Source organism: Cyanobium sp. BA20m-p-22 (assembly GCF_024346275.1).
Taxonomy (GTDB): domain Bacteria; phylum Cyanobacteriota; class Cyanobacteriia; order PCC-6307; family Cyanobiaceae; genus Cyanobium_A.
In genome coordinates, this window is the sequence record NZ_JAGQCQ010000032.1 from 1 (window position 1) to 18480 (window position 18480).

At 65.3% G+C, this 18480-nt stretch carries 21 protein-coding genes and 2 tRNA genes; 13 read left to right on the forward strand and 10 right to left on the reverse strand.

From position 1 onward, the window contains the following. Positions 1-120: 120 nt before the first annotated feature. Positions 121-513, reverse strand: coding sequence for a HEPN domain-containing protein (locus KBZ15_RS04470; protein WP_255013726.1), 393 nt, complete (start codon positions 511-513; stop codon positions 121-123). Then, on the reverse strand, positions 510-848 hold the full coding sequence (locus KBZ15_RS04475) for a nucleotidyltransferase domain-containing protein (RefSeq protein WP_255013727.1): 339 nt from the start codon (positions 846-848) through the stop codon (positions 510-512). Before KBZ15_RS04475 ends, KBZ15_RS04470 begins: the two co-directional genes overlap by 4 nt. 17 nt (positions 849-865) lie before the next feature. Between KBZ15_RS04475 and KBZ15_RS04480 the strand changes: the two genes are divergently transcribed. From KBZ15_RS04480 to KBZ15_RS04490, 3 genes are read left to right on the forward strand one after another with little or no spacing between them, the layout of a single operon-like run. Continuing rightward, positions 866-1495 carry a DUF1643 domain-containing protein gene (locus tag KBZ15_RS04480; RefSeq protein ID WP_255013729.1) on the forward strand — a complete coding sequence of 210 codons (630 nt, stop codon included), beginning with the start codon at positions 866-868 and terminating at the stop codon, positions 1493-1495. Then, a complete protein-coding gene (locus KBZ15_RS04485; RefSeq protein ID WP_255013731.1) occupies positions 1453-1695 on the forward strand; it encodes a hypothetical protein in 243 nt (80 codons plus the stop codon). The genes KBZ15_RS04480 and KBZ15_RS04485 overlap by 43 nt, the downstream gene beginning before the upstream one ends. After that, on the forward strand, positions 1692-2939 hold the full coding sequence (locus tag KBZ15_RS04490) for a cation:proton antiporter (protein ID WP_255013733.1): 1248 nt from the start codon (positions 1692-1694) through the stop codon (positions 2937-2939). Before KBZ15_RS04485 ends, KBZ15_RS04490 begins: the two co-directional genes overlap by 4 nt. On the opposite strand, the gene gltX is transcribed toward KBZ15_RS04490, so the two are convergent. The 5 genes from gltX to rplS form a co-directional block, all read right to left on the reverse strand. After that, positions 2871-4346: a glutamate--tRNA ligase gene (gene gltX / locus KBZ15_RS04495; protein ID WP_255013735.1), complete on the reverse strand. Its 1476-nt coding sequence runs from the start codon at positions 4344-4346 to the stop codon at positions 2871-2873. The genes KBZ15_RS04490 and gltX overlap by 69 nt on opposite strands. Before the next feature lie 62 nt (positions 4347-4408). Beyond that, positions 4409-4482 (reverse strand) — tRNA-Asp (locus tag KBZ15_RS04500). Positions 4483-4622: 140 nt separating this feature from the next. Continuing rightward, a complete protein-coding gene (locus KBZ15_RS04505; protein WP_006043540.1) occupies positions 4623-4811 on the reverse strand; it encodes a hyperconserved protein Hcp in 189 nt (62 codons plus the stop codon). Between the two features lie 36 nt (positions 4812-4847). After that, a tRNA-Trp gene (locus KBZ15_RS04510) sits at positions 4848-4920 on the reverse strand. A gap of 93 nt (positions 4921-5013) precedes the next feature. Further along, positions 5014-5478: a 50S ribosomal protein L19 gene (gene rplS, locus KBZ15_RS04515; RefSeq protein ID WP_231596480.1), complete on the reverse strand. Its 465-nt coding sequence runs from the start codon at positions 5476-5478 to the stop codon at positions 5014-5016. Positions 5479-5598: 120 nt separating this feature from the next. On the opposite strand from rplS, the gene map reads away from it, so the two are divergent. Further along, positions 5599-6441 (forward strand): type I methionyl aminopeptidase, encoded by an 843-nt coding sequence (map, locus tag KBZ15_RS04520; protein WP_255013738.1) that lies wholly within the window; start codon positions 5599-5601, stop codon positions 6439-6441. Between the two features lie 6 nt (positions 6442-6447). Here map and KBZ15_RS04525 read toward each other — a convergent pair whose 3' ends face one another. Beyond that, complete coding sequence (locus tag KBZ15_RS04525) at positions 6448-7179, reverse strand: NAD-dependent epimerase/dehydratase family protein (protein WP_255013739.1); 732 nt, start codon at positions 7177-7179, stop codon at positions 6448-6450. Between the two features lie 100 nt (positions 7180-7279). Between KBZ15_RS04525 and KBZ15_RS04530 the strand changes: the two genes are divergently transcribed. Further along, a complete protein-coding gene (locus tag KBZ15_RS04530) occupies positions 7280-8377 on the forward strand; it encodes a phosphotransacetylase family protein (protein WP_254930265.1) in 1098 nt (365 codons plus the stop codon). 36 nt (positions 8378-8413) lie between these two features. After that, the gene (locus tag KBZ15_RS04535) at positions 8414-8926 is read left to right on the forward strand and encodes a DNA recombination-mediator protein A (protein ID WP_197151079.1); all 513 of its coding nucleotides are present in this window, start codon (positions 8414-8416) and stop codon (positions 8924-8926) included. A 41-nt stretch (positions 8927-8967) separates the two neighbouring features. On the opposite strand, the gene KBZ15_RS04540 is transcribed toward KBZ15_RS04535, so the two are convergent. Beyond that, positions 8968-9387: an MAPEG family protein gene (locus KBZ15_RS04540; protein ID WP_255013740.1), complete on the reverse strand. Its 420-nt coding sequence runs from the start codon at positions 9385-9387 to the stop codon at positions 8968-8970. A gap of 85 nt (positions 9388-9472) precedes the next feature. On the opposite strand from KBZ15_RS04540, the gene KBZ15_RS04545 reads away from it, so the two are divergent. Both KBZ15_RS04545 and KBZ15_RS04550 read left to right on the forward strand, forming a co-directional pair. Then, a complete protein-coding gene (locus KBZ15_RS04545; RefSeq protein WP_255013742.1) occupies positions 9473-9964 on the forward strand; it encodes a YajQ family cyclic di-GMP-binding protein in 492 nt (163 codons plus the stop codon). Between the two features lie 4 nt (positions 9965-9968). Continuing rightward, complete coding sequence (locus KBZ15_RS04550) at positions 9969-13754, forward strand: hydantoinase B/oxoprolinase family protein (RefSeq protein WP_255013743.1); 3786 nt, start codon at positions 9969-9971, stop codon at positions 13752-13754. Here the strand turns inward: KBZ15_RS04550 and KBZ15_RS04555 are convergent. Next, positions 13710-14225: a DUF308 domain-containing protein gene (locus KBZ15_RS04555; RefSeq protein ID WP_255013745.1), complete on the reverse strand. Its 516-nt coding sequence runs from the start codon at positions 14223-14225 to the stop codon at positions 13710-13712. The genes KBZ15_RS04550 and KBZ15_RS04555 overlap by 45 nt on opposite strands. 172 nt (positions 14226-14397) lie before the next feature. Here KBZ15_RS04555 and KBZ15_RS04560 point away from each other — a divergent pair, with 172 nt between their 5' ends. From KBZ15_RS04560 to KBZ15_RS04580, 5 genes are all read left to right on the forward strand, one after another. Beyond that, positions 14398-14895 carry a DUF2231 domain-containing protein gene (locus tag KBZ15_RS04560; RefSeq protein ID WP_255013746.1) on the forward strand — a complete coding sequence of 166 codons (498 nt, stop codon included), beginning with the start codon at positions 14398-14400 and terminating at the stop codon, positions 14893-14895. After that, a complete protein-coding gene (locus KBZ15_RS04565; protein WP_255013748.1) occupies positions 14895-15524 on the forward strand; it encodes a DUF2231 domain-containing protein in 630 nt (209 codons plus the stop codon). The genes KBZ15_RS04560 and KBZ15_RS04565 overlap by 1 nt, the downstream gene beginning before the upstream one ends. Further along, positions 15521-16468, forward strand: a complete 948-nt coding sequence (locus KBZ15_RS04570; protein WP_255013749.1) for a cytochrome c oxidase subunit II — start codon at positions 15521-15523, stop codon at positions 16466-16468. The genes KBZ15_RS04565 and KBZ15_RS04570 overlap by 4 nt, the downstream gene beginning before the upstream one ends. Before the next feature lie 5 nt (positions 16469-16473). Further along, a complete protein-coding gene (locus tag KBZ15_RS04575) occupies positions 16474-18150 on the forward strand; it encodes a cbb3-type cytochrome c oxidase subunit I (protein ID WP_255013750.1) in 1677 nt (558 codons plus the stop codon). Then, a partial coding sequence (locus KBZ15_RS04580) for a cytochrome c oxidase subunit 3 (RefSeq protein ID WP_255013751.1) occupies positions 18147-18480 on the forward strand: 334 nt, incomplete at its 3' end. The genes KBZ15_RS04575 and KBZ15_RS04580, both read left to right, overlap by 4 nt.

Sequence of the window (18480 nt, forward strand, 5' to 3'; positions counted from 1 at the left end):
TGGCAAAGGCGTAGAAACTGCGAAAGGCCAGGGAGTGGCCATCGATCAGCAGCAGCAGGGGCTTGGTGCCAGGGGCCACGTTGCTGCAAGGGGTGATGGGTCGGGTCAGCCTGCCAGAGCTCAGGCTTGCAGTTGGGCCATGGCGATCCGCACCACGGCCTCCGCGGTGCCCAGGGCAGTGGAGCTGTCGTTGGCATCGAAGAGATCAGCCGGCGCCTCATCGCCTTGGGGGTAGCGGCTGGCGCTATTCATGCGCGTAAGCGCCTTGAGATGCAGCTCAGCCAGGGCTGGGAGATCCAGGCCCTGCTGTTGCAGCAGCTCCACCAGTTTCTCGAGGGAGTGGCTGTATGGCGGAGTGATCCCGGCCGCGAGCAGCAAGGCCTTGAGGGCTTTTTCGGCGGCCTGACCCGCCAGGTAGCAGGCCTGGGCATGGAACCCCTGGCCGGCCGTAAGGCCCGCCGCTTCCAGATCGTTGTTCGCCTGGCGGATCCAGGCTTCAACCCTGGGAGTCACGGCTGATCCAGGCGCAGGGCGTCGCGGCCGATGGCCCGCCAGTAAGGATCGTCGCCCTGCTTCAGCTGCTGCCAGCGCTCCTGGCTGAGGGCCAGCACGTCGTCACCGAGGCGGGCGTCTAGCAGTGCATCGGCTAGGGCATCAGCCTGCTGCCGGCTAGGGGCGATGGCCAGTAGGTCAACGTCTGAGCAGCCATCCCAGTTGCCCCGCGCCATCGAGCCAAATAGCCACACCTCGCCGCCCGGCTGGCTGGCGGCGACCTCTGCGGCGCGTGCGCGCAACGCCCTTAGGCGGGCGCTGTGGCGCTGTGCGCGAATGGCAGCCAGGCTGGGCATAGTTTCATGCTAATGCGATGGTGCAGGTGGCCATCGCCAGCGGTACCGCCGCCTTCAGCCCCTGCGGCCACTACCGCTGGTGGCTGGAGCGGCTGTGGCAGCCGGCGGCGCCGCGGCTGTTGTTCATCGGCCTCAATCCGTCGCGGGCCGATGGCCAGCGCGACGACCCCACCCTGCGGCGGCTGGTGGGGTTTGGCCGCCACTGGGGCTTCGGCAGCCTCGAGGTGCTCAACCTGTTTGCCCGCATCAGCCCATCTCCGGCCGTGCTGCGCCGCGCTGCTGATCCGGTGGGAGCGGAGACCGATGGCTGGATGCAGCAACGGCTGGCAGCCAATCCCCAGGCGCTGGTGTGGCTGGGCTGGGGCAACCAGGGGGCCTGGCGGGGGCGGGATCGGGCGGCGCTGGCCTTGTTGCAGGGGCGTGATCTCTGGGCCCTGGGCCTCACCGCCGCCGGCCAGCCCCGCCATCCCCTTTATGTGGCCAGCGATGTTGCGCTGCAGCCACTCACCTGGCACAACCCAGGGAGCCTGGGCCATCCTGAGGACAACGCCGGACTGCTGCCCGCCAAGACGCTGCCCGCTAATCCGCTGCCCGCCAAGACTCCATGTCTGCCCTCCCCCGCCGCTATGCCGTTCATCTGCACCTGAGTGGGGGGCAGAGCGAAACCGTCCATTTCCACACCCTGGAGGCCTTTCAGCAGTGGTACGGGAGTGTGCTGACCGCTTCTGCTCCCGATACCTTCGTAAATGTGCCGCTGGCGGATCTGGAGGGTGAATATCTGGTGGTAAGGCCTGCGGCAGTGATTGGAATTCATGTGGAGCCCAAGTTCAATGCCCTTGATGAATGACACCTGAGCGGCTGGGGCTGCTCTGGGGCGTCACCGTGTTTGCCGGTGCGGTGGCCCAGGGGCTTGCCTGGCTCACCGGTCTGCCGGGGGTGGTGTTGCTGCTCAGTGCCGGCCTGGTGATCGGGCGCTCGGGCTTTGGCCTGGTAGAACCCCTCGACCTCGGGGCAGGGCTGGGCACGGTGGTGGGCCTGCTGGTGAGCCTGGTGCTGTTCGATGGCGGCATCAACCTGCGCCTGCCCGATGACGGCACCCGCCAAGCCGTGCTGCGCATCGTGCTGGTGCGGCTGGTGCTCGCCCTTGCGGCCGGCCTGCTGGCGGCCCACTGGCTGGCGGGATTGAACTGGTCGCTGGCAGCGGTGTTCAGCGCCATCGTGCTGGCCACCGGCCCCACCGTGGTGACTCCACTGGTGCGCCAGATCCGCCTGGCATCCCCCCTGGGCGAGGTGCTGGAGGGGGAGGGGCTGGTGCTCGAGCCGATCGGGGCCGTGCTGGCCCTGCTGCTGCTTGAGCTGGCCCTCGGCGATCTGCATGGCTGGCGGGAGCTGGCCCTGGGCCTGCTGCAAAGGCTTGGCGGTGGGGTGCTGATCGGGGTTGGCTGTGGCTGGTTGCTGGCCGAAGCCCTCAGCCGCATCCCCGCCCAGGCGGCCGGCGCCCTGCGGCTCCAGCTCACCTTGGGCAGTCTTTTTCTGATGTTCAGCGGCTGCGAGTTGTGGCTGCCCGAATCGGGCCTGCCCGCGGCGGTGGCCGCCGGGGTGGTGGTCGGCCGCAGGCCGGATACGGATGCGGCCGAGCTCGATGAGCTGATCCGTCAGTTGGCCCAGCTGGCGATCACCATGCTCTTCCCCTTGCTGGCTGCCGATGTGAGCTGGGCCGAACTCAGCCCCCTGGGCTGGGGTGGGGTGGCCTGCGTGCTGGTGTTGATGCTTGTGGTGCGCCCCGTGGCGGTCGGCCTGGCCACCTGGGGCCTGGATTTCAGCCTGCCCCAGCGGGCCCTGCTGGCCTGGTTGGCGCCCAGGGGCATCGTCACCGCCGCCGTGGCGAGCCTGTTTGCCATCCGCCTCGAGCAGGCGGGGGTTGTGGGGGCCGGCCGGCTCCAGGGGCTTGTGTTTCTGACGATCCTGCTCACCGTGGGCCTGCAGGGCCTCAGCGCCGGCCCCCTGGCCCGCCGCCTGGGCCTAGAGGCAGCGGCTGATCCGGGCCCGGTCGGCGCCACTGCGGTGCAGCAACAGCCAGGTGGCCAGTAGGTCTGGGCCCTGGAGGCTGCCCAGCAGGGCGGCCCGCAGGGTCTTCATGATCACCCCTTTTTTAACTCCAGCCGCCGTCGCCGCCTCCAGGAGCAGGGCCTGGGCCTGGTCGGCCTCCAGGGGGGCCTCCGGCAGGCGTTTCAGCAGGCTCTCCAGCAGGGCCGCCAGGGCAGCTCTGGCTCCGTCGGTGGCCAGTTGGGTTGTGGCGGCTTGCTCGAGCTCGGGGGTGGTGAAAAAGGGGCGGGCCTGCTCCACCCCATCGGCCAGCAGGGTGAGGGAGGGGCCGATCAGGCTGCAGAGGTCAAACTGCCAGGCGGGATCAGCGCAGGCGCTGCCTGGTTCGGTGCCCCAGCCGTGCTCGGCCCACAGGGGCAGCAGTTGCTGGCGCAGGCTCTCGGGGCCGAGGCCGTGCAGCACCTGGCCGTTGAGCCAGTTGAGTTTCTCCCAGTCGAAGCGGGCCCCGGCCCGGTTGACCCGCTCGAAGTCAAACACCGCTGCCGCCTCGGCCAGGCTGAAGCGTTCCCCCATGCCCTCCGGCGGCGACCAGCCCAGCAGGGTCATGTAGTTGGCCAGGGCTTCGGCGGTGTAGCCCATGGCCCGAAATTCGCTCACCGAAGTGACGCCATCGCGCTTGGAGAGCTTTTTGCCCTCCTGGTTAAGGATCAGGGGTGTGTGGGCAAATACCGGCGGCTCGGCGGCGAGGGCCTGGTAGAGCAGCAGCTGCTTGGCGGTGTTGGCGATGTGGTCTTCGCCGCGGATCACGTGGCTGATGGCCATGGCGATGTCGTCCACCACCACCACCAGGTTGTAGAGCGGGTCGCCGATCTGATCGGCCGGGGCCCGGCGGGCGATCACCATGTCCCCGCCCAGGTCGCTGCCCTTCCAGGTCATCTCCCCGCGCACCAGGTCGCTCCAGGTGATGCTGGCGGCGTCGGCGATGCGGAAGCGGATCGTGGCCTGGCGCCCCTCGGCGATGTAGGCCTGTTGCTGCTCGGCGCTCAGGTCGCGGTGGCGATTGTCGTAGCGGGGGGCCTGCTTGTGGGCGGCCTGCTGCTCCCGCATGGCGGTGAGTTCCGCTTCGCTGGCGAAGCAGCGGTAGGCGTGGCCGCTATCCAGTAGCTGCTGGATCGCGGCCCGGTGCTCGCCGATCCGCTCGCTCTGGATGACGGGCTCGCCATCCCAGTCCAGCCCGAGCCACTGCAGCCCTTCGAGGATGTTGGCGGTGTATTCGGGCTTGCTGCGGGCGCTGTCGGTGTCTTCGATGCGCAGTAGAAACTGGCCGCCCTGGCGGCGGGCGAACAGCCAGTTGAACATTGCAGTGCGGGCCGTGCCGATGTGCAGGGTTCCCGTGGGGCTGGGGGCCAGGCGTACCCGCACCGCAGATCCAGCTGCACTGGCAAACTTCACGCAGACGTTCTCCGATTCAGTGAACGGGCTCCGATTCAATAAACTGGCTCGGATTTAATAAACGGGACTGACGGGATTCGAACCCGCAACTTCCGCCGTGACAGGGCGGTGCTCTAACCGGTTGAACTACAGTCCCAAATCTGGTCTAATTTGAATACTCAGTCTGGTTTTCCAGCCTGAATCCCAGTCAGGAGTCCGATTCGGGGCAGGCCCGATTGCGCCGACTCACTGACTTAAGAAGTATCCATCGCCACCCTGCCCGCCGTCAACGGCCCCTCAGGGCCTGAATCCGGCGGGCTCGATCAGACGCACCTGGTTGCCACGGGCGGTGAATTCACGCCCCTGGTCGCTTTGAACCACCACTCGACCACCGGACTTGACCCGGATCACGCGGGCTCGTACCCAGCCCAGAGCCGCTGACTCGAGCACCTTCACCACATCTCCGGGTTGTAAATCCAACTCCATGCTCGAAACCAGGAAACTGCAGATTGGAGCATCGAACGCGCCGTGGAGGACTTGAACCCCCGACATCAGGTTTTGGAGACCTGCGTTCTACCAACTGAACTAACGGCGCAATGCCGATGCCCCGTAAACATGAGGCCAATGGGTGGGAACCAATACGTCTGGGGAGAAACTCTCCAGACATATGGGCAGACCCGCCGCAGCCTCAGCGATCGAAGCGTTGCTTGACCCGTGTGGCTTTACCCACCCGATCACGCAGATAGAAGAGCTTCGCCCGACGCACCTTACCGCGGCGCTCCACTTTCACGGAGGCCACCTGGGGACTGTGCAGCATGAAGACCCGCTCCACGCCGATGCCCTGAAAGATGCGCCGCACGGTGATGGTCTCGTTGAGACCGCCGTGGCGCTTGGCAATAACCACACCCTCGTAGGGCTGGACGCGCTCCTTGTTGCCCTCACGGATCCGCACGCCCACCTTCACGGTGTCGCCCACATAAATCTCGGGCAACTCGCTCTTGAGTTGTTCGGCCTCGAAGGCTCGAATCAGCTCCTGGGCGCTGAGTTTGCCAGTGGTGACCTTGGTTTTCACCGCCACTGGACCGGTTTCAGGAATCTCAGCTGGATTTTCCGGCTGGTTCTCGGTCTGGTTGTCGGTCGTCTCCGTTGCCATCTCAACTCCGCTTAGGCCTGGCCAATCCCTCAGTGTACCGGCCGGCGGGGAGCCCGCAGCGCCTCCCCGCCATTGGTAGCTTGATCTCCAGATGTGTCCATCGCGGCTCGAGCTCCCAGCATGAATCTGTTTGCCGATCTGCTGGCTACCACCAAAACCCCAGTCCTGGAGACAGGCCCTCGCATCCAGAAGGGCAGACGGGGCGTGGAGATCAAGAGCGCCCGGGAGATCGCCACGATGCGCCAGGCCAGCCGGATCGTGGCCACGGTGCTGCGTGAGCTATTGGAGCTGGCGGCCCCTGGCATGACCACCGGCGATCTCGACAGCCATGCCGAAAAGCGCATCCGCGAAATGGGAGCCACTCCCAGCTTTAAGGGCTACCACGGCTTCCCTGCCAGCATCTGCGCCTCGATCAATAACGAGGTGGTGCACGGCATCCCCAGCAGCAAGCGGGTGATCCAGGCCGGCGACCTGCTCAAGATCGATACGGGGGCCTACTTCGACGGCTACCACGGGGACAGCTGTGTGAGCCTCTGCGTCGGCCAAGGTGCCAGTGAGGAAGCCCAGACCCTCTGCCGCGTGGCCCAGGAATCCCTGATGCGGGGCTTGGCCCAAATCAAGGCGGGCAACACCCTGCTGGATATCGCCGGCGCCGTTCAAGACCACGTCGAAGCCCACGGCTTCGCCGTCGTCGAGGACTACACCGGCCATGGGGTTGGCCGCAACCTGCACGAAGAGCCATCGGTGTTCAATTTCCGCACCCGGGATCTTCCCAACATGAAGCTGCGTTCGGGCATGACCCTGGCGGTGGAGCCGATCCTCAATGCCGGCAGCAAGGCCTGCCGCACCCTTAAGGACCGCTGGACCGTGGTGACGGCCGATGGCAGTTGGTCGGCCCAGTGGGAGCACACCATCGCCGTTGGCAGCGACGGTTGCGAGATTCTCACCGACCGGGATTTCTAGGCCAGTTCAGCCCTTAGCTCTCGTCAGCAGCCTGCAGTAGAGCCAGCGGCTCAGGGTGCTGAGTGGCATCAGCACGTAGGTGAGCGGGTTGGGGCTGACGATGATCAGGTTGCAGCCCAGCCGGGCCTGGGCCAGTACCTGGCCGGCCACGAAATCGGCCCCCATCAAGCCAATCGGGTTGAGGGCCGAGCGGAAGGGCCCCAGCACCAACCGGCGGATGCGCAGCGGCCCCTGACTGCCGCCGAGGTCTAGGGCCCGCAGGCTCACCAGGTTTCCCAGTAGCCGTTTACTGAGCTCGTAGAGCGGGCTGAGGGCCGGCTGGATCTCCGCTTCGGAGGTGTTGACCCAAACCTCTGCCCGGCGGCGGGCGCCGGCGCGTTGCTGCACGACCTCGGCAAACAGTTCCAGCAGCCGCCAGCTGCTGAGGGCATTCACCTCCAGGGCCTGGCCGGTGGCTGCGCGGCTGCGGGCCTGGGGTTGGTTGATGCCATGGTTGAGCACGAGTACATCCACCCGTTCCAGCACCGGCCGCAGGGCCCACTCCTCGCCGATCTGCCAGACCACCTGCTCATGGGGGATCGGCCCTCCGGCTTCATCGCGCAGATCCAGTGGCTCTGGGCTGCTGGTGAGCCCCACCAGGTGGACATCCTGGCGGGGCCAGCGACGCAGCAGGGCCCTGCCGAAGCTGCCACTTGCCCCTGTGACGGCAACGGTGCATTGATCCTGGCAACTCGACATGAGCCTGGCGCTAACGACCCCTGACGCGCCAGCATGGAGCAGGTCGGTATGGAAACAACCGCCTAAATTCCCACCAGCTGAGCCCCAGCGAGGTTGACCGATGGCCCCCACCTTGCTGGTTGGTTCCTGTGAACCCTTTAGCGGCAAATCCGCCGTGGTGCTCGGGCTGGCCCGCCAGCTGCTCCGCCAAGGGGTAGAGGTTCGCTTCGGCAAGCCCCTGGCCACCAGCCTGGATTCCCCCGCCGAGATGCCGGTAGGCACCCCACTGCTCGATGCGGATGTGCGCTTTGTGGGGGCCACCCTGGGGCTGCCTGACAGCCAGCTGATCCCATCTCTCCAGGTTGCCGATCCCCAGCAGGCCCAGCAGCGTTTGTTGCAGGGCAACCTGGATCCGGGGGCCGGCTTCAGCGAACAGAGTTTGCAGCTGGCAGCTTTTAGCGATGGCCTCACCCTGCTGGAAGCTGGCGGCAGCATGGATGAGGGCTTGCTCTACGGCCTCAGCCTGCCCCAGCTGGCTGAGGGGATGGGGGCCCAGGTGCTGCTGGTGCACCCCTGGGTAGACAGCAGCAGCGTTGATCCCCTGCTGGCGGCTCGGGCCCGGCTGGGTGACCGTCTGGCCGGGGTGGTGCTCAATGCCGTTCAACCCCAGCTGGTTGGGCCCCTGCGCGCCGACATGGTGCCTGCCCTGGAGCGGTTGGGACTGCCGGTGCTGGGGGTGATGCCCCAGAGCCCCCTGCTGCGCAGTGTCACGGTGGAGGAGCTGGTTCTGCGGCTCGGGGCCAAGGTGCTCTGTTGCCCCGAGCGGCTCGACCTGCTGGTTGAAACCCTCTCAATCGGAGCCATGAATGTCAACTCGGCGATGGAATTTTTCCGTCGCCGCCGCAACATGGCGGTGGTGACCGGTGCGGACCGCACCGATATCCAGCTGGCTGCCCTGGAGGCGTCAACCCAATGTCTGATCCTCACAGGGGCCGCAGAGCCCCTGCCCCAGCTGATCAACCGGGCCGAGGAACTGGAGGTGCCCCTGCTCAAGGTGGAACACGACACCCTCACCACCGTGGAAGTGATTGAGCAGGCCTTTGGTCACGTGCGTCTGCACGAGGCGGTCAAGGCCAGCTTTGCCTTTCGGTTGGTGGCAGAGCACTGCGATTTTGAGCGGCTGTTTACGAGGTTGCAGTTGCCCGCGCTGGCTAAATAACGCTGCTATTTTCGGGGTGCAGGCAGAGGGCTACAGGTGACCCGGTCCCTTGATCTTCCGGCATTGGGCCGGATCGACACCCTTGCCCAGGAACTGGCCATGCTCCAGGACCGGGGCAAACGCCGGATTGCCATCCTGGGCAGTCGCCACGTGCCTGTGGTTTCGATCCATCTGGTGGAGTTGGTGGCCCGCTCCCTGGCCCAGGAGGGGCACAACCTGATCACCTCCGGCTCCCAGGGGGTGAATGCGGCCGTGATCCGCAGCGTGCTGGAGATTGATCCGGCCCGGCTCACCGTGCTGCTGCCCCAGAGCCTGGATCGCCAGCCAGGCGAATCCCGGGAGCAGCTGGAGCAGGTGCTGCACCTGGTGGAGAAGCCCGAGCACGACGAACTGCCCCTGCCGATGGCCAGCAGCCTCTGCAACCACGAGATCATCACCCGCTGTGACCAGCTGATCTGCTACGCCTTCCACGACAGCGAGACCCTCCTGGCCAGCTGCCGTGTGGCCGAAGACATGGGCAAGGTGGTGAGCGTCATGTTCTTCGACTAGCTCCCAGCTCAGCCAGCCCAGCCCAGCTCAGCCAGCCCAGTTCAACCAGCAATGACAGCCTTCAGGCCTTCGGCGTAGAGCACCCCCGTGCACACCAGGCCACCGGCCCAGCAGAGCCCCCGCAGGGGGGGAAGGTTGAACACATAGGCGCCGATGTAGGCCAGCCGCAGGGCTGGATGGATCCAGGCGGCCGCGAGCGCCACCGGGCTGCCCACTCCCGCCACCAGGCAGAGCAGGCAGGCGGGGGCATGCAGGGTGAGGGCCTCAAAGCAGTTCTGATGGGCCCAGGCGGCCCGCTTGCCCCAGGCCGGCAGCCGCTCGAACATCGCCCGCGGTGCCGCCAGATCCTCCATCTGGAAATTGGCCTGGGAGCGGGCGGCCCCCAGGGGCACCGTGCTGAACACCACCACACCGGCGGCCAGCAACAACGACCAGGCAAAGGGGGCGAGGTTGGCGGTCATGGCGGCTGGCGGAGCGGACTGTGGGTCCAGGTTGGCAGGCCGCATCTACGATCCGCAGACGTCTTCGTCCAGCCGAACCAGCCCCATGGCCGACACCTATTCCTTCGATGTGGTGAGTGATTTTGATCGCCAGGAGCTCGTCAACACGATTGACCAGGTGCGCCGCGACGTCGGCACCCGCTACGACCTCAAGGATTCGGCCACCGAGATAGACGTGGAGGAAGCCAGCCTCACGATCACCACCGCCAGCGACATGACCCTCCAGGCCGTGGAGGATGTACTGCGCCAGAAGGCCACCAAGCGCAATCTCTCGCTGAAGATCTTCGACTTCCAGACCCCAGAGCCCGTGGGCGGCAACCGGGTCAAGCAGGTGGTGAAACTGCGCAAGGGGCTCAGCTCGGAGCTTGCCAAGCAGCTAAGCAAAACCGTGCGGGACGAGCTCAAGAAGGTCACCGTTTCGATTCAGGGCGACAGCCTGCGGATCACCGGCAAGAACAAGGACGACCTGCAGCAGGCCATCAACCTGCTCAAGGCCCAGGACGTGGAGGTGCCGCTCCAGTTTGAGAATTACCGCTGAGCCAGTGCAGCCGGCCTGTCCAACCCCCGGTTGGCGGTTCTGGATCGACCGGGGCGGCACCTTCACCGATGTGGTGGGCTGCAGCCCCGCCGGTGAGCTGGTGGTGCGCAAGGTGCTTTCGGTGCAGGCCGATTGCCCGGGCGACCCGGCGGTGAAGGCGATCGGGGCCGTGCTGGGCCTGGCGCCGGGCCAGCCCGTGCCGGAGGGCCTGGTGCAGGAGGTGCGCCTGGGCACCACCGTGGCCACCAATGCCCTGCTGGAGCAGCGTGGCGCTGGCGTGGTGCTGCTGATCAACCGCGGCTTTGCCGACCTGCTCAGCATCGGCGATCAGCACCGCCCCGATCTTTTTGCCCTGGCGATCGAGCGGCCCCAGCCCCTGCGGGTGCGGGTGTTGGAGGTGGAGGGGCGCCTGGCGGTTGACGGCGCCGAGCTCAAGCCCCTGCAGCTCACGGAGCAACTGGGCCAGTCGCTGCGCCGTGCCCAGGCCGACGGCTTCAGCAGCTGCGCCGTTGCCCTGCTGCACAGCACCCGCAATCCCTGCCAGGAGCTGCAGCTAGAGCAGTGGCTCGCACCCCTGGGCTTTGAGGCTGTGGTGCTCTCCCACCGGCTCAGCAGCCAACCCCGGCTGGTGCCCCGCGGCCAGACCGCCCTGGTGGAGGCGGCGGTGGCGCCGGTGCTGCGGCGCTACCTGCGCCAGGTGCAGCTGGCCTTGGGGCCAGCAACCCGGCTGCGGGTGATGTGTTCCAGCGGAACCCTGGCGGATCCCCAGGAGCTGCTGGCCAAGGACACGATCCTCTCGGGTCCCGCCGGCGGCATGGTGGGCGCAGTGGCCGTGGCCCAGCGGGCCCTGGGGCTCGCGGGCCTGCCGCCCCAGCCCATCGTTGGCTTCGACATGGGTGGCACCTCCACCGATGTCTTCCATTTCGACGGGCGGCGGGGGGATCTGGCCTGGGAGCGCAGCCCCTGCACCGAGATCGTCGGGCTGCAGCTCCAGGCTCCGATGCTGCCCATTCACTCGGTGGCAGCCGGTGGGGGATCAATCTTGCGTTTCGATGGCCAGCGGCTGCAGGTGGGGCCGGCCTCAGCCGGGGCCGATCCGGGGCCGGCGGCTTACCGCCGCGGCGGGCCGACCACGATCACCGATGCCAATTTGCTGCTGGGCCGGCTGCCGATCGCCGCCCTGCCGGCGGTTTTTGGTCCCACCGCCGACCAACCCGCCGATGGAGAGGCGGTGCGGCAGCGCTTCTCCGAGCTGGCCACTGCCATGGCGGCGGCGGCCCCAGGCATCACGCCGGAGCGGGTGGCGGCCGGCGCCCTCCAGATCGCGGTGGAAACCATGGCTGAGGCCCTGCGCCGGATCTCAATTCAGCGCGGCCACGACCTGCGCGAGGCCCTGCTGGTGAGTTTCGGCGGAGCAGGAGGTCAGCACGCCTGCCGCCTGGCCGAGTTGCTGGGCCTGCAGCGGGTGCTGCTCCACCCCCTGGCCGGGGTGCTGTCTGCCTACGGCCTGGGCATGGCCGAACAGGCCCGACTGCTGGAGTGCTCGCCCCGCTTGCCCCTGCGGACGGCCTCCTTGCCCCTGTTGCGGCAGCAGGGCGCCGAGCTCGTTGCCGGGGCCCTTGCCGGGCTCGGCCCCTCGGCGATGCCGCCACGGGTTGGGGTGCGGCTGGAGATCCGGGCGGCCGGCAGCGAGCAGGGGCTGGAGCTGGGCTGGTCGCTGCAGGAGCCCAGCGCAGGGGCTGGGGTGGCTGAGCTGCAGGAGGCCTTTGCTGAGAGCTACCAGCGGCGCCATGGCTACCGCCCCGGCGTCGACGATTTGATCGTGGAACGGCTGCTGGTGGAGCTGACTCCGGCTACCCCGGTGCCCCCGGCGGCAGGGTCCATGCCAATGGGCTCCCCTCGGCCGGATGGGCCTGCCGGCATGCCTCCCTTGGCCCAAACCAGCCGCCTCTGGCTGGGGGAGGCGGCCGGCTGGCAGGCGGTGCCCCTCTGGCGGAGGTCCCAGCTGCAGCCTGGCCAACACCTGGAGGGCCCCGCCCTGGTGCTGGATCTGACCACCACCACCGTGCTGGAGCCCGGTTGGCAGGCGCGGCTGCTAGCTGACGGGGCCCTGCTGCTGGAGCGGCTGGCTTCCCCCCTGGCCAGCCCTGGTGCGTCCGCTCGCCCTGCCGTAGGGCCAGACCCCACCGTGCTGGAGCTCTACAACCACCGCTTCTCCGCCATTGCCGAGCAGATGGGGGTGCGGCTGCAGCAGAGCGCTCGCTCGGTAAATATCCGCGAGCGGCTCGATTTCTCCTGCGCCCTCTTTGATGGCGCCGGCCGACTGGTGGCCAATGCCCCCCATATCCCGGTCCATCTGGGCTCGATGGGCGACAGCGTGACCAGCTTGCTGGAGGCCATCGCCCGCGGCGATCGCCCCCCCCTGGCGCCGGGGGACGTGGTGCTCTCCAACAACCCTTACAACGGCGGCACCCACCTGCCGGACATCACGGCGATCACACCGGTGTTTGTCGATGGGGCCCCCCTGTTCTTTGTGGCCTCGCGGGGCCACCACGCCGATGTGGGCGGAATCACCCCGGGCTCGATGCCGGCCTTCAGCCGCACCATCGCCGATGAGGGTCTGCTGCTGGACAACGTCCTGTTTCTCACCGATGGCGGCTTCGAGGAGGCCAGCTGGCGGCAACGCTTCGCAGCGGGGTGCCATCCGGTGCGCAACCCCGACCAATTGCTCGCCGATCTCCAGGCCCAGGCTGCAGCCAATCGCCTGGGGGTCGATGGGCTGCAGCGACTGATTGGCCGCCATGGCCTGGAGGAAGTGCGGGCCTATCAGGCCCATGTGCTGGCCAATGGGGCAGAGGCGGTGGCCCGGGTGATTGCAGGGCTAGGCAGCGGCCAGGCCTCGGATACCTATGGGGCCCAGGTGGAGCTCGACCATGGCGGCCAGATCCGGGTGGCCGTGCAGATCGATGTGGCGGCACGCCGGGCCCGGGTGGATTTCAGCGGCACCTCCCCCCAGCACGATGGCAATCTCAATGCCCCCTTGGCCGTCACCAAGGCGGTGGTGCTCTATGTCTTCCGTTGCCTGGTGGGGGAGGCGATTCCGCTCAACGCCGGCTGCTTCGAGCCCATTGACCTGGTGGTGCCGGCGGGTTCCCTGCTCCATCCGCTTGCTCCAGCGGCGGTGGTGGCGGGCAATGTGGAGATCTCCCAGGCGGCGACCAATGCCCTGTTCCTGGCGCTTGGGGTGCAGGCGGCAGCCCAGGGCACGATGAACAACCTCAGCTTCGGCAATGCCCAGCTTCAGTACTACGAAACGATCTGCGGCGGCACCGGCGCCGGTCGCCGGCCAGGCGGTGAGCCCTTTGCCGGGGCCTCCGCGGTGCAGAGCCACATGACCAATTCGCGCCTCACCGATCCGGAGATCCTCGAAACCCGCTATCCGATCAGGGTGGAACGGTTTGCGATTCGCCCGGGCTCGGGGGGCGCGGGGGCTTTCCGTGGCGGCGATGGTGTGGTGAGGCAGCTGCGCTTTCTTGAGCCGATGGCCGCCGCGCTCATTTCCGGATCCCGGCGAATAGCCCCCGCCGGATTGGCTGGCGGGGGAGCGGGGGCCTGCGGACGCAACAGCCTGATCGGCCCGGATGGTTCGATCAGGCCGCTGGCGGGCTGCTGCGAGCTGGAGCTGCGGCCCGGTGAGGCCCTGCGCATCGAAACCCCAGGCGGGGGCGGCTATGGGGTGGTCGGATCAGGTGGCCGCCTGGCTGGGGGCGGTGAGCAGGTTGACGGCTGAAAAGGCCAGACCAATGCCAAACAGCATGCCGATTGCCCAGATGCTGTCGGAGGGCCACTCTGCGATGAGCATGCCGCCAAGGACGGCGGTGACAATGCCATCAATCAGCACCAGGCCACGGGCGGCTCCCTGGCCGGTGGCGGCGGCGGCCAATTCCATCACCCCTTCAAAGGCCAGCAGGAAGCCCACAAAAAGGGTCAGGCTCACCTCGCTGGCGACCGGAAATGCCAGAACCCACACTCCGCCGCCCAGATACAGCAAGCCGGAAAGTAGCCGGAAAATCTTGCCCTTGATGTCGGCTTCGCCAGTGAGCCGCAGCAGCTGGGACACCCCGGCAATCACCGATACGGCACCAACGGCGATGGTCAGCAAGGTGGCAGACACAAACGGCAGCACGATCGACAGCCCGGCCGCGGCGAACAGCAGGGCGGCGCTGACCCAGCGCAGGATGGGAGAGGCAGGAACCGTCACCTGGGCAGAAACATAGAATCTTCAACCCTAAATCTTCCCTTGGAAAACAATTGCCCCGGACGCAAGTTTCCAGTCAGGCAATGCGCACATTCATGTAGCAAATCATCACAGCTTTGCTCGCCCCCTGCGGGGGCTTAGCAACGTGGAGGTCAACCCTGCTGGTTTGGGCCCCATGCTTGAGCTGCTGCCGCCGCTCAACGATCACAACCTCCCTTGGATGGACACCATCCATCCGATCGTTGTGCACTTCGTAATCGCCATGGGGCTGATCTCGTTTGTATTTGATTTGATCGGAGTGGTGACCCGCCGGTCAGCGCTGTTTGAGGTCAGCTTCTGGAACCTGCTGTTTGCTACTGCAGCTATTTTTGTGGCGATCATGTTCGGACAGGTTGAGGCGGGGCTGGCCAATCCCTACGGCGCCTCCCGCGACATTCTCAACCTGCACAGCACGATCGGCTGGTCGCTGGCTGGGGTGCTGTCGATGATGTCTGGTTGGCGCTACGTGATTCGCAGCAAGGACCCCCAGCAGCTGCCCCTGGCGTTCCTAGGCGCGGGAGGCCTGCTCAGTGCCTTGATAGTGCTACAGGTGACCCTCGGTAATCAGTTGATCTGGGTGTACGGCCTGCACACGGTGCCGGTGGTGCAAGCCATGCGCTCGGGGTTGGTGTGATGCAAGGCGCAGCTGCATTCATTCCCTCCAGCTCACCGATCGAGCAGTTGGCAGCCGATCTGGGGCCCAATGGACTGCCCTACGCCCTGCCCATCCATCCAAACCTGGTGCACTTCACCATCGGGCTTTTTGTGATTGCGATCGCCTTTGATATAGCCGGCGCCCTCTACCCAGTTGAGAAGCGGGTGTTCCGCTTTCTGGCCCTGCCGGTGACCCGCGGCGGCTTCCACGATGTGGGTTGGTACAACCTGCTGGCTTGCGCCATCGTCACTTTCTTCACCGTGGCGGCTGGCTTCTTCGAGATGCTGCTGGCGGTGCCCCTGCCCGGGGTCACCAGCACCATCGGGCTGCAGAGCATGGAGACGATGCTCTGGCACGGCGTCGGAGGCGTTGTGATCCTGCTGGTGATCGTCGCGATGACGGTGTGGCGGGGCTACCAACGCTTCGTCTGGCGCCGCGACATGGGCCGGCAGGTGCAGTGGCTCTATTTGCTGGTTGGGCTCGGGCTGTTCCTGGTGATCGGTCTGCACGGCACCCTTGGGGCCGAGTTGGCCGGTGAGTTTGGCGTGCATGTCAGCGCCGACCAGCTGCTCGCAGCTGGTGCTGATCTCAGCGAGGCCCTGCCGTGAGTAACTCTTCTGAGCGCTCCCGCCCACCAATCAGCAGCGCCGGCTTAGCCGGCTTGCTGGCTTGGATTGGGGTGTTGGTGGCCTTGAGCTGGTGGATGGCCCAGCAGTCCTACAGCTGGTTGCCAGTGCAGGCCTCTACCGCGGCACCACTGGTCGATGGGCTGTTCAGCTTTGAAACGGGCATCGGCACCTTCGTGTTTGGGTCGGTGGTGTCGGTGATGGCTTGGGTGCTGCTTAAGCACCGCGCCGAGAAATACGACGAGAGCGATGCGGAGCCGATTGAGGGAAATACCCGGCTCGAGGTGATCTGGACGGTCATTCCCTTACTGCTGGTGATGGCCATCGCGGTTTACGCCATGCGCGTCAACACCAAACTCGGAGTTCTTGGTCCGATGGAGCACATCCATTTGGCCAATCCGGTGGAAGACCAGGGTGGCTACGCCGCCGATCGCTTGCCGGCCGAGCAGGTGGAGGTGATTGCCCGCCAGTGGTCTTGGGAATTTCGCTATCCAAGCGCCAATGTTTCCACCACCGAGCTGCATCTGCCGGTTGATCAGCCCGTCAGCTTCCGTTTGGTGTCAGACGACGTAATTCATGGCTTTTACATTCCAGCATTTCGCCTTAAGCAGGACGTAATTCCTGGCCGGGCGATCAACTTCAATCTCACTCCAACGCGGGAGGGGCGCTACCGCCTGCGCGATTCCCAATTCAGTGGCACCTGGTTTGCCGCCAACCAGGCCGATGTGGTGGTCGAAAGCCCCGAGGCTTACCAGGCTTGGCTGAAGAACGCCGCTAGCCAACCGCTGCAGCCCGGTTTAAGTGATGCAGTAATCGAATACGGCGAGCGTAAACAGCTGAAAAACCCAGGCTGGGCCACCGTGCCGCCAGCTCCACCGCCCCAGGTGAACGTTCCCGGATCTAACACCCTGCCGCACGACGCCTGAGCCCGATGACCTCCGCTACCTTCCCGCCCAGTCCTCCCGAAAACACCTCCTGGAGCCGTTACTTCGGCTTCAACACAGATGCCAAGGTGATTGGCATTCAGTACATCGTTACGGCCTTTTTCTTCTTTCTGATCGGTGGCCTGCTGGCCATGATCATCCGCGGTGAATTGATCACGCCAGCGGCCGACCTGGTCGACCGCACGGTGTACAACGGCATCTACACGATGCATGGAACAATCATGCTGTTCCTGTTCATCTTTCCGGTGCTGAATGGGCTCAATAACCTGCTGATCCCCACGATGATCGGCGCTCCAGATATGGCCTTTCCGCGCTTAAATGCGGTGGCCTTCTGGCTGGTTCCCATTTTTGGCGCCCTGTTGATCGGCAGCTTTTTCGTTCCTGGTGGGCCGGCCTATTCCGGCTGGTGGTCCTATCCACCGGTGAGCACCCAGAACCCGCTGGGCCACTTTATTAATGGCCAAGGCCTGTGGATCACAGCCGTGGCCCTTTCGGGTGTCTCCTCGATCATGGGAGCGCTCAACTTCGTCACCACGATTCTGCGCATGCGCGCCCCTGGCATGGGCTTCTTCCGCATGCCGGTGTTCTGCTGGACTGCCCTTGCAGCCCAAAGTCTGCAGTTGATCGGCCTGCCTGCCCTTACCGGTGGAGCGGTGATGTTGCTGATGGACCTCAGCTTTGGCACCAGCTTTTATCAGCCAGAGGGAGGTGGTGACCCAGTGCTTTATCAGCACTTTTTCTGGTTTTATTCCCACCCGGCCGTGTATGTGATCATTCTGCCGGTGTTTGGCATCTTTTCCGAGCTGTTCCCGGTTTACTCACGGAAGCCACTGTTTGGCTACGTCTACGTCTGCCTGGCCTCCTTCATCATCGTGGCACTGGGTTTAGTTGTGTGGGTGCACCACATGTTCCCCAGTGGAGTGGCGCAGTGGATGCGCAACTTCTTTATGTTTTCTACGATGCTGATTGCCGTGCCCACGGGGGTAAAGGTCTTTGCCTGGCTGGGCACCATTTGGCGCGGCAAACTGCGACTCACCACACCAATGCTTTTTTGCCTGGGTGGCCTGTTCAACTTTGTATTTGCTGGCATCACCGGCATCATGCTGGCCACAGTGCCGGTCGATATTCACGTATCTAACACCTATTTCGTTGTGGGTCATTTCCACTATGTGATCTATGGGGCAGCGGTGATGGGAATCTTTGCCGCTATCTATCACTGGTTTCCCAAATTTATTGGCCGCATGCCCTACGAGGGCCTTGGCAAGGTCCATTTTTTGCTCACCTTTGTTGGGGCCAACCTCAACTTCTTGCCTATGCATCCCCTGGGACTGATGGGCATGCCCCGGCGGGTTTCTAGCTACGACCCGGAATTTGCCTTCTGGAATGTGCTGGCTAGCCTGGGCGCCTTCTTGCTGGGAGTGTCGATCATTCCCTTCCTGCTCAACATGGTGAGTTCCTGGGTGCGGGGCCCGAAAGCCCCCCATAACCCCTGGAATGCCATTGGTCTTGAGTGGTTGCTGCCATCACCGCCACCTGAAGACAACTTTGGTGAGCACGTGCCGACCGTGATTGCACGCCCCTACGGTTACGGCACTGGAGAACCATTGGTTGAGCACCAGGCAGAGATTGAAAATCAGCTCACCCTTCAGGAGGCCAGCGCATGACTGCTACACCTCATTTGAACACTGAGCACCCGAAGCACAACCTCACGGGCTTCATCATCTTTCTCTGTTCTGAGAGTGTCATCTTTTTGGCATTCTTCAGCGGCTTCGCCCTGCTGAAAACCGCTGCGCTCAATTGGCTCCCCCCCGGTGTGGAAGGCCTCGAGTGGCGCACGCCCCTGCTCAACACGGTGGTATTGATTTCTAGTTCGGGCACGATCTGGCTGGCAGAGCGCTGCATGAGCAAGGGGAATCTGATGGGATTTCGGGCTTTCTGGCTACTCACCATGGCCCTTGGCGCCTATTTCCTCTACGGCCAAGCCGTTGAGTGGA

Coding starts and splice junctions, on each gene's coding strand:
- KBZ15_RS04560 (WP_255013746.1), top strand. CDS start 14,398: ATGCTTGAGCTGCTGCCGCCGCTCAACGATCACAACCTCCCTTGGATG.
- KBZ15_RS04575 (WP_255013750.1), top strand. CDS start 16,474: ATGACCTCCGCTACCTTCCCGCCCAGTCCTCCCGAAAACACCTCCTGG.
- KBZ15_RS04505 (WP_006043540.1), bottom strand. CDS start 4,811: ATGGAGTTGGATTTACAACCCGGAGATGTGGTGAAGGTGCTCGAGTCA.
- KBZ15_RS04565 (WP_255013748.1), top strand. CDS start 14,895: ATGCAAGGCGCAGCTGCATTCATTCCCTCCAGCTCACCGATCGAGCAG.
- map (WP_255013738.1), top strand. CDS start 5,599: ATGAATCTGTTTGCCGATCTGCTGGCTACCACCAAAACCCCAGTCCTG.
- KBZ15_RS04485 (WP_255013731.1), top strand. CDS start 1,453: ATGTCTGCCCTCCCCCGCCGCTATGCCGTTCATCTGCACCTGAGTGGG.
- KBZ15_RS04475 (WP_255013727.1), bottom strand. CDS start 848: ATGCCCAGCCTGGCTGCCATTCGCGCACAGCGCCACAGCGCCCGCCTA.
- KBZ15_RS04545 (WP_255013742.1), top strand. CDS start 9,473: ATGGCCGACACCTATTCCTTCGATGTGGTGAGTGATTTTGATCGCCAG.
- KBZ15_RS04540 (WP_255013740.1), bottom strand. CDS start 9,387: ATGACCGCCAACCTCGCCCCCTTTGCCTGGTCGTTGTTGCTGGCCGCC.
- rplS (WP_231596480.1), bottom strand. CDS start 5,478: ATGGCAACGGAGACGACCGACAACCAGACCGAGAACCAGCCGGAAAAT.
- KBZ15_RS04480 (WP_255013729.1), top strand. CDS start 866: ATGGTGCAGGTGGCCATCGCCAGCGGTACCGCCGCCTTCAGCCCCTGC.
- KBZ15_RS04530 (WP_254930265.1), top strand. CDS start 7,280: ATGGCCCCCACCTTGCTGGTTGGTTCCTGTGAACCCTTTAGCGGCAAA.
- KBZ15_RS04525 (WP_255013739.1), bottom strand. CDS start 7,179: ATGTCGAGTTGCCAGGATCAATGCACCGTTGCCGTCACAGGGGCAAGT.
- KBZ15_RS04490 (WP_255013733.1), top strand. CDS start 1,692: ATGACACCTGAGCGGCTGGGGCTGCTCTGGGGCGTCACCGTGTTTGCC.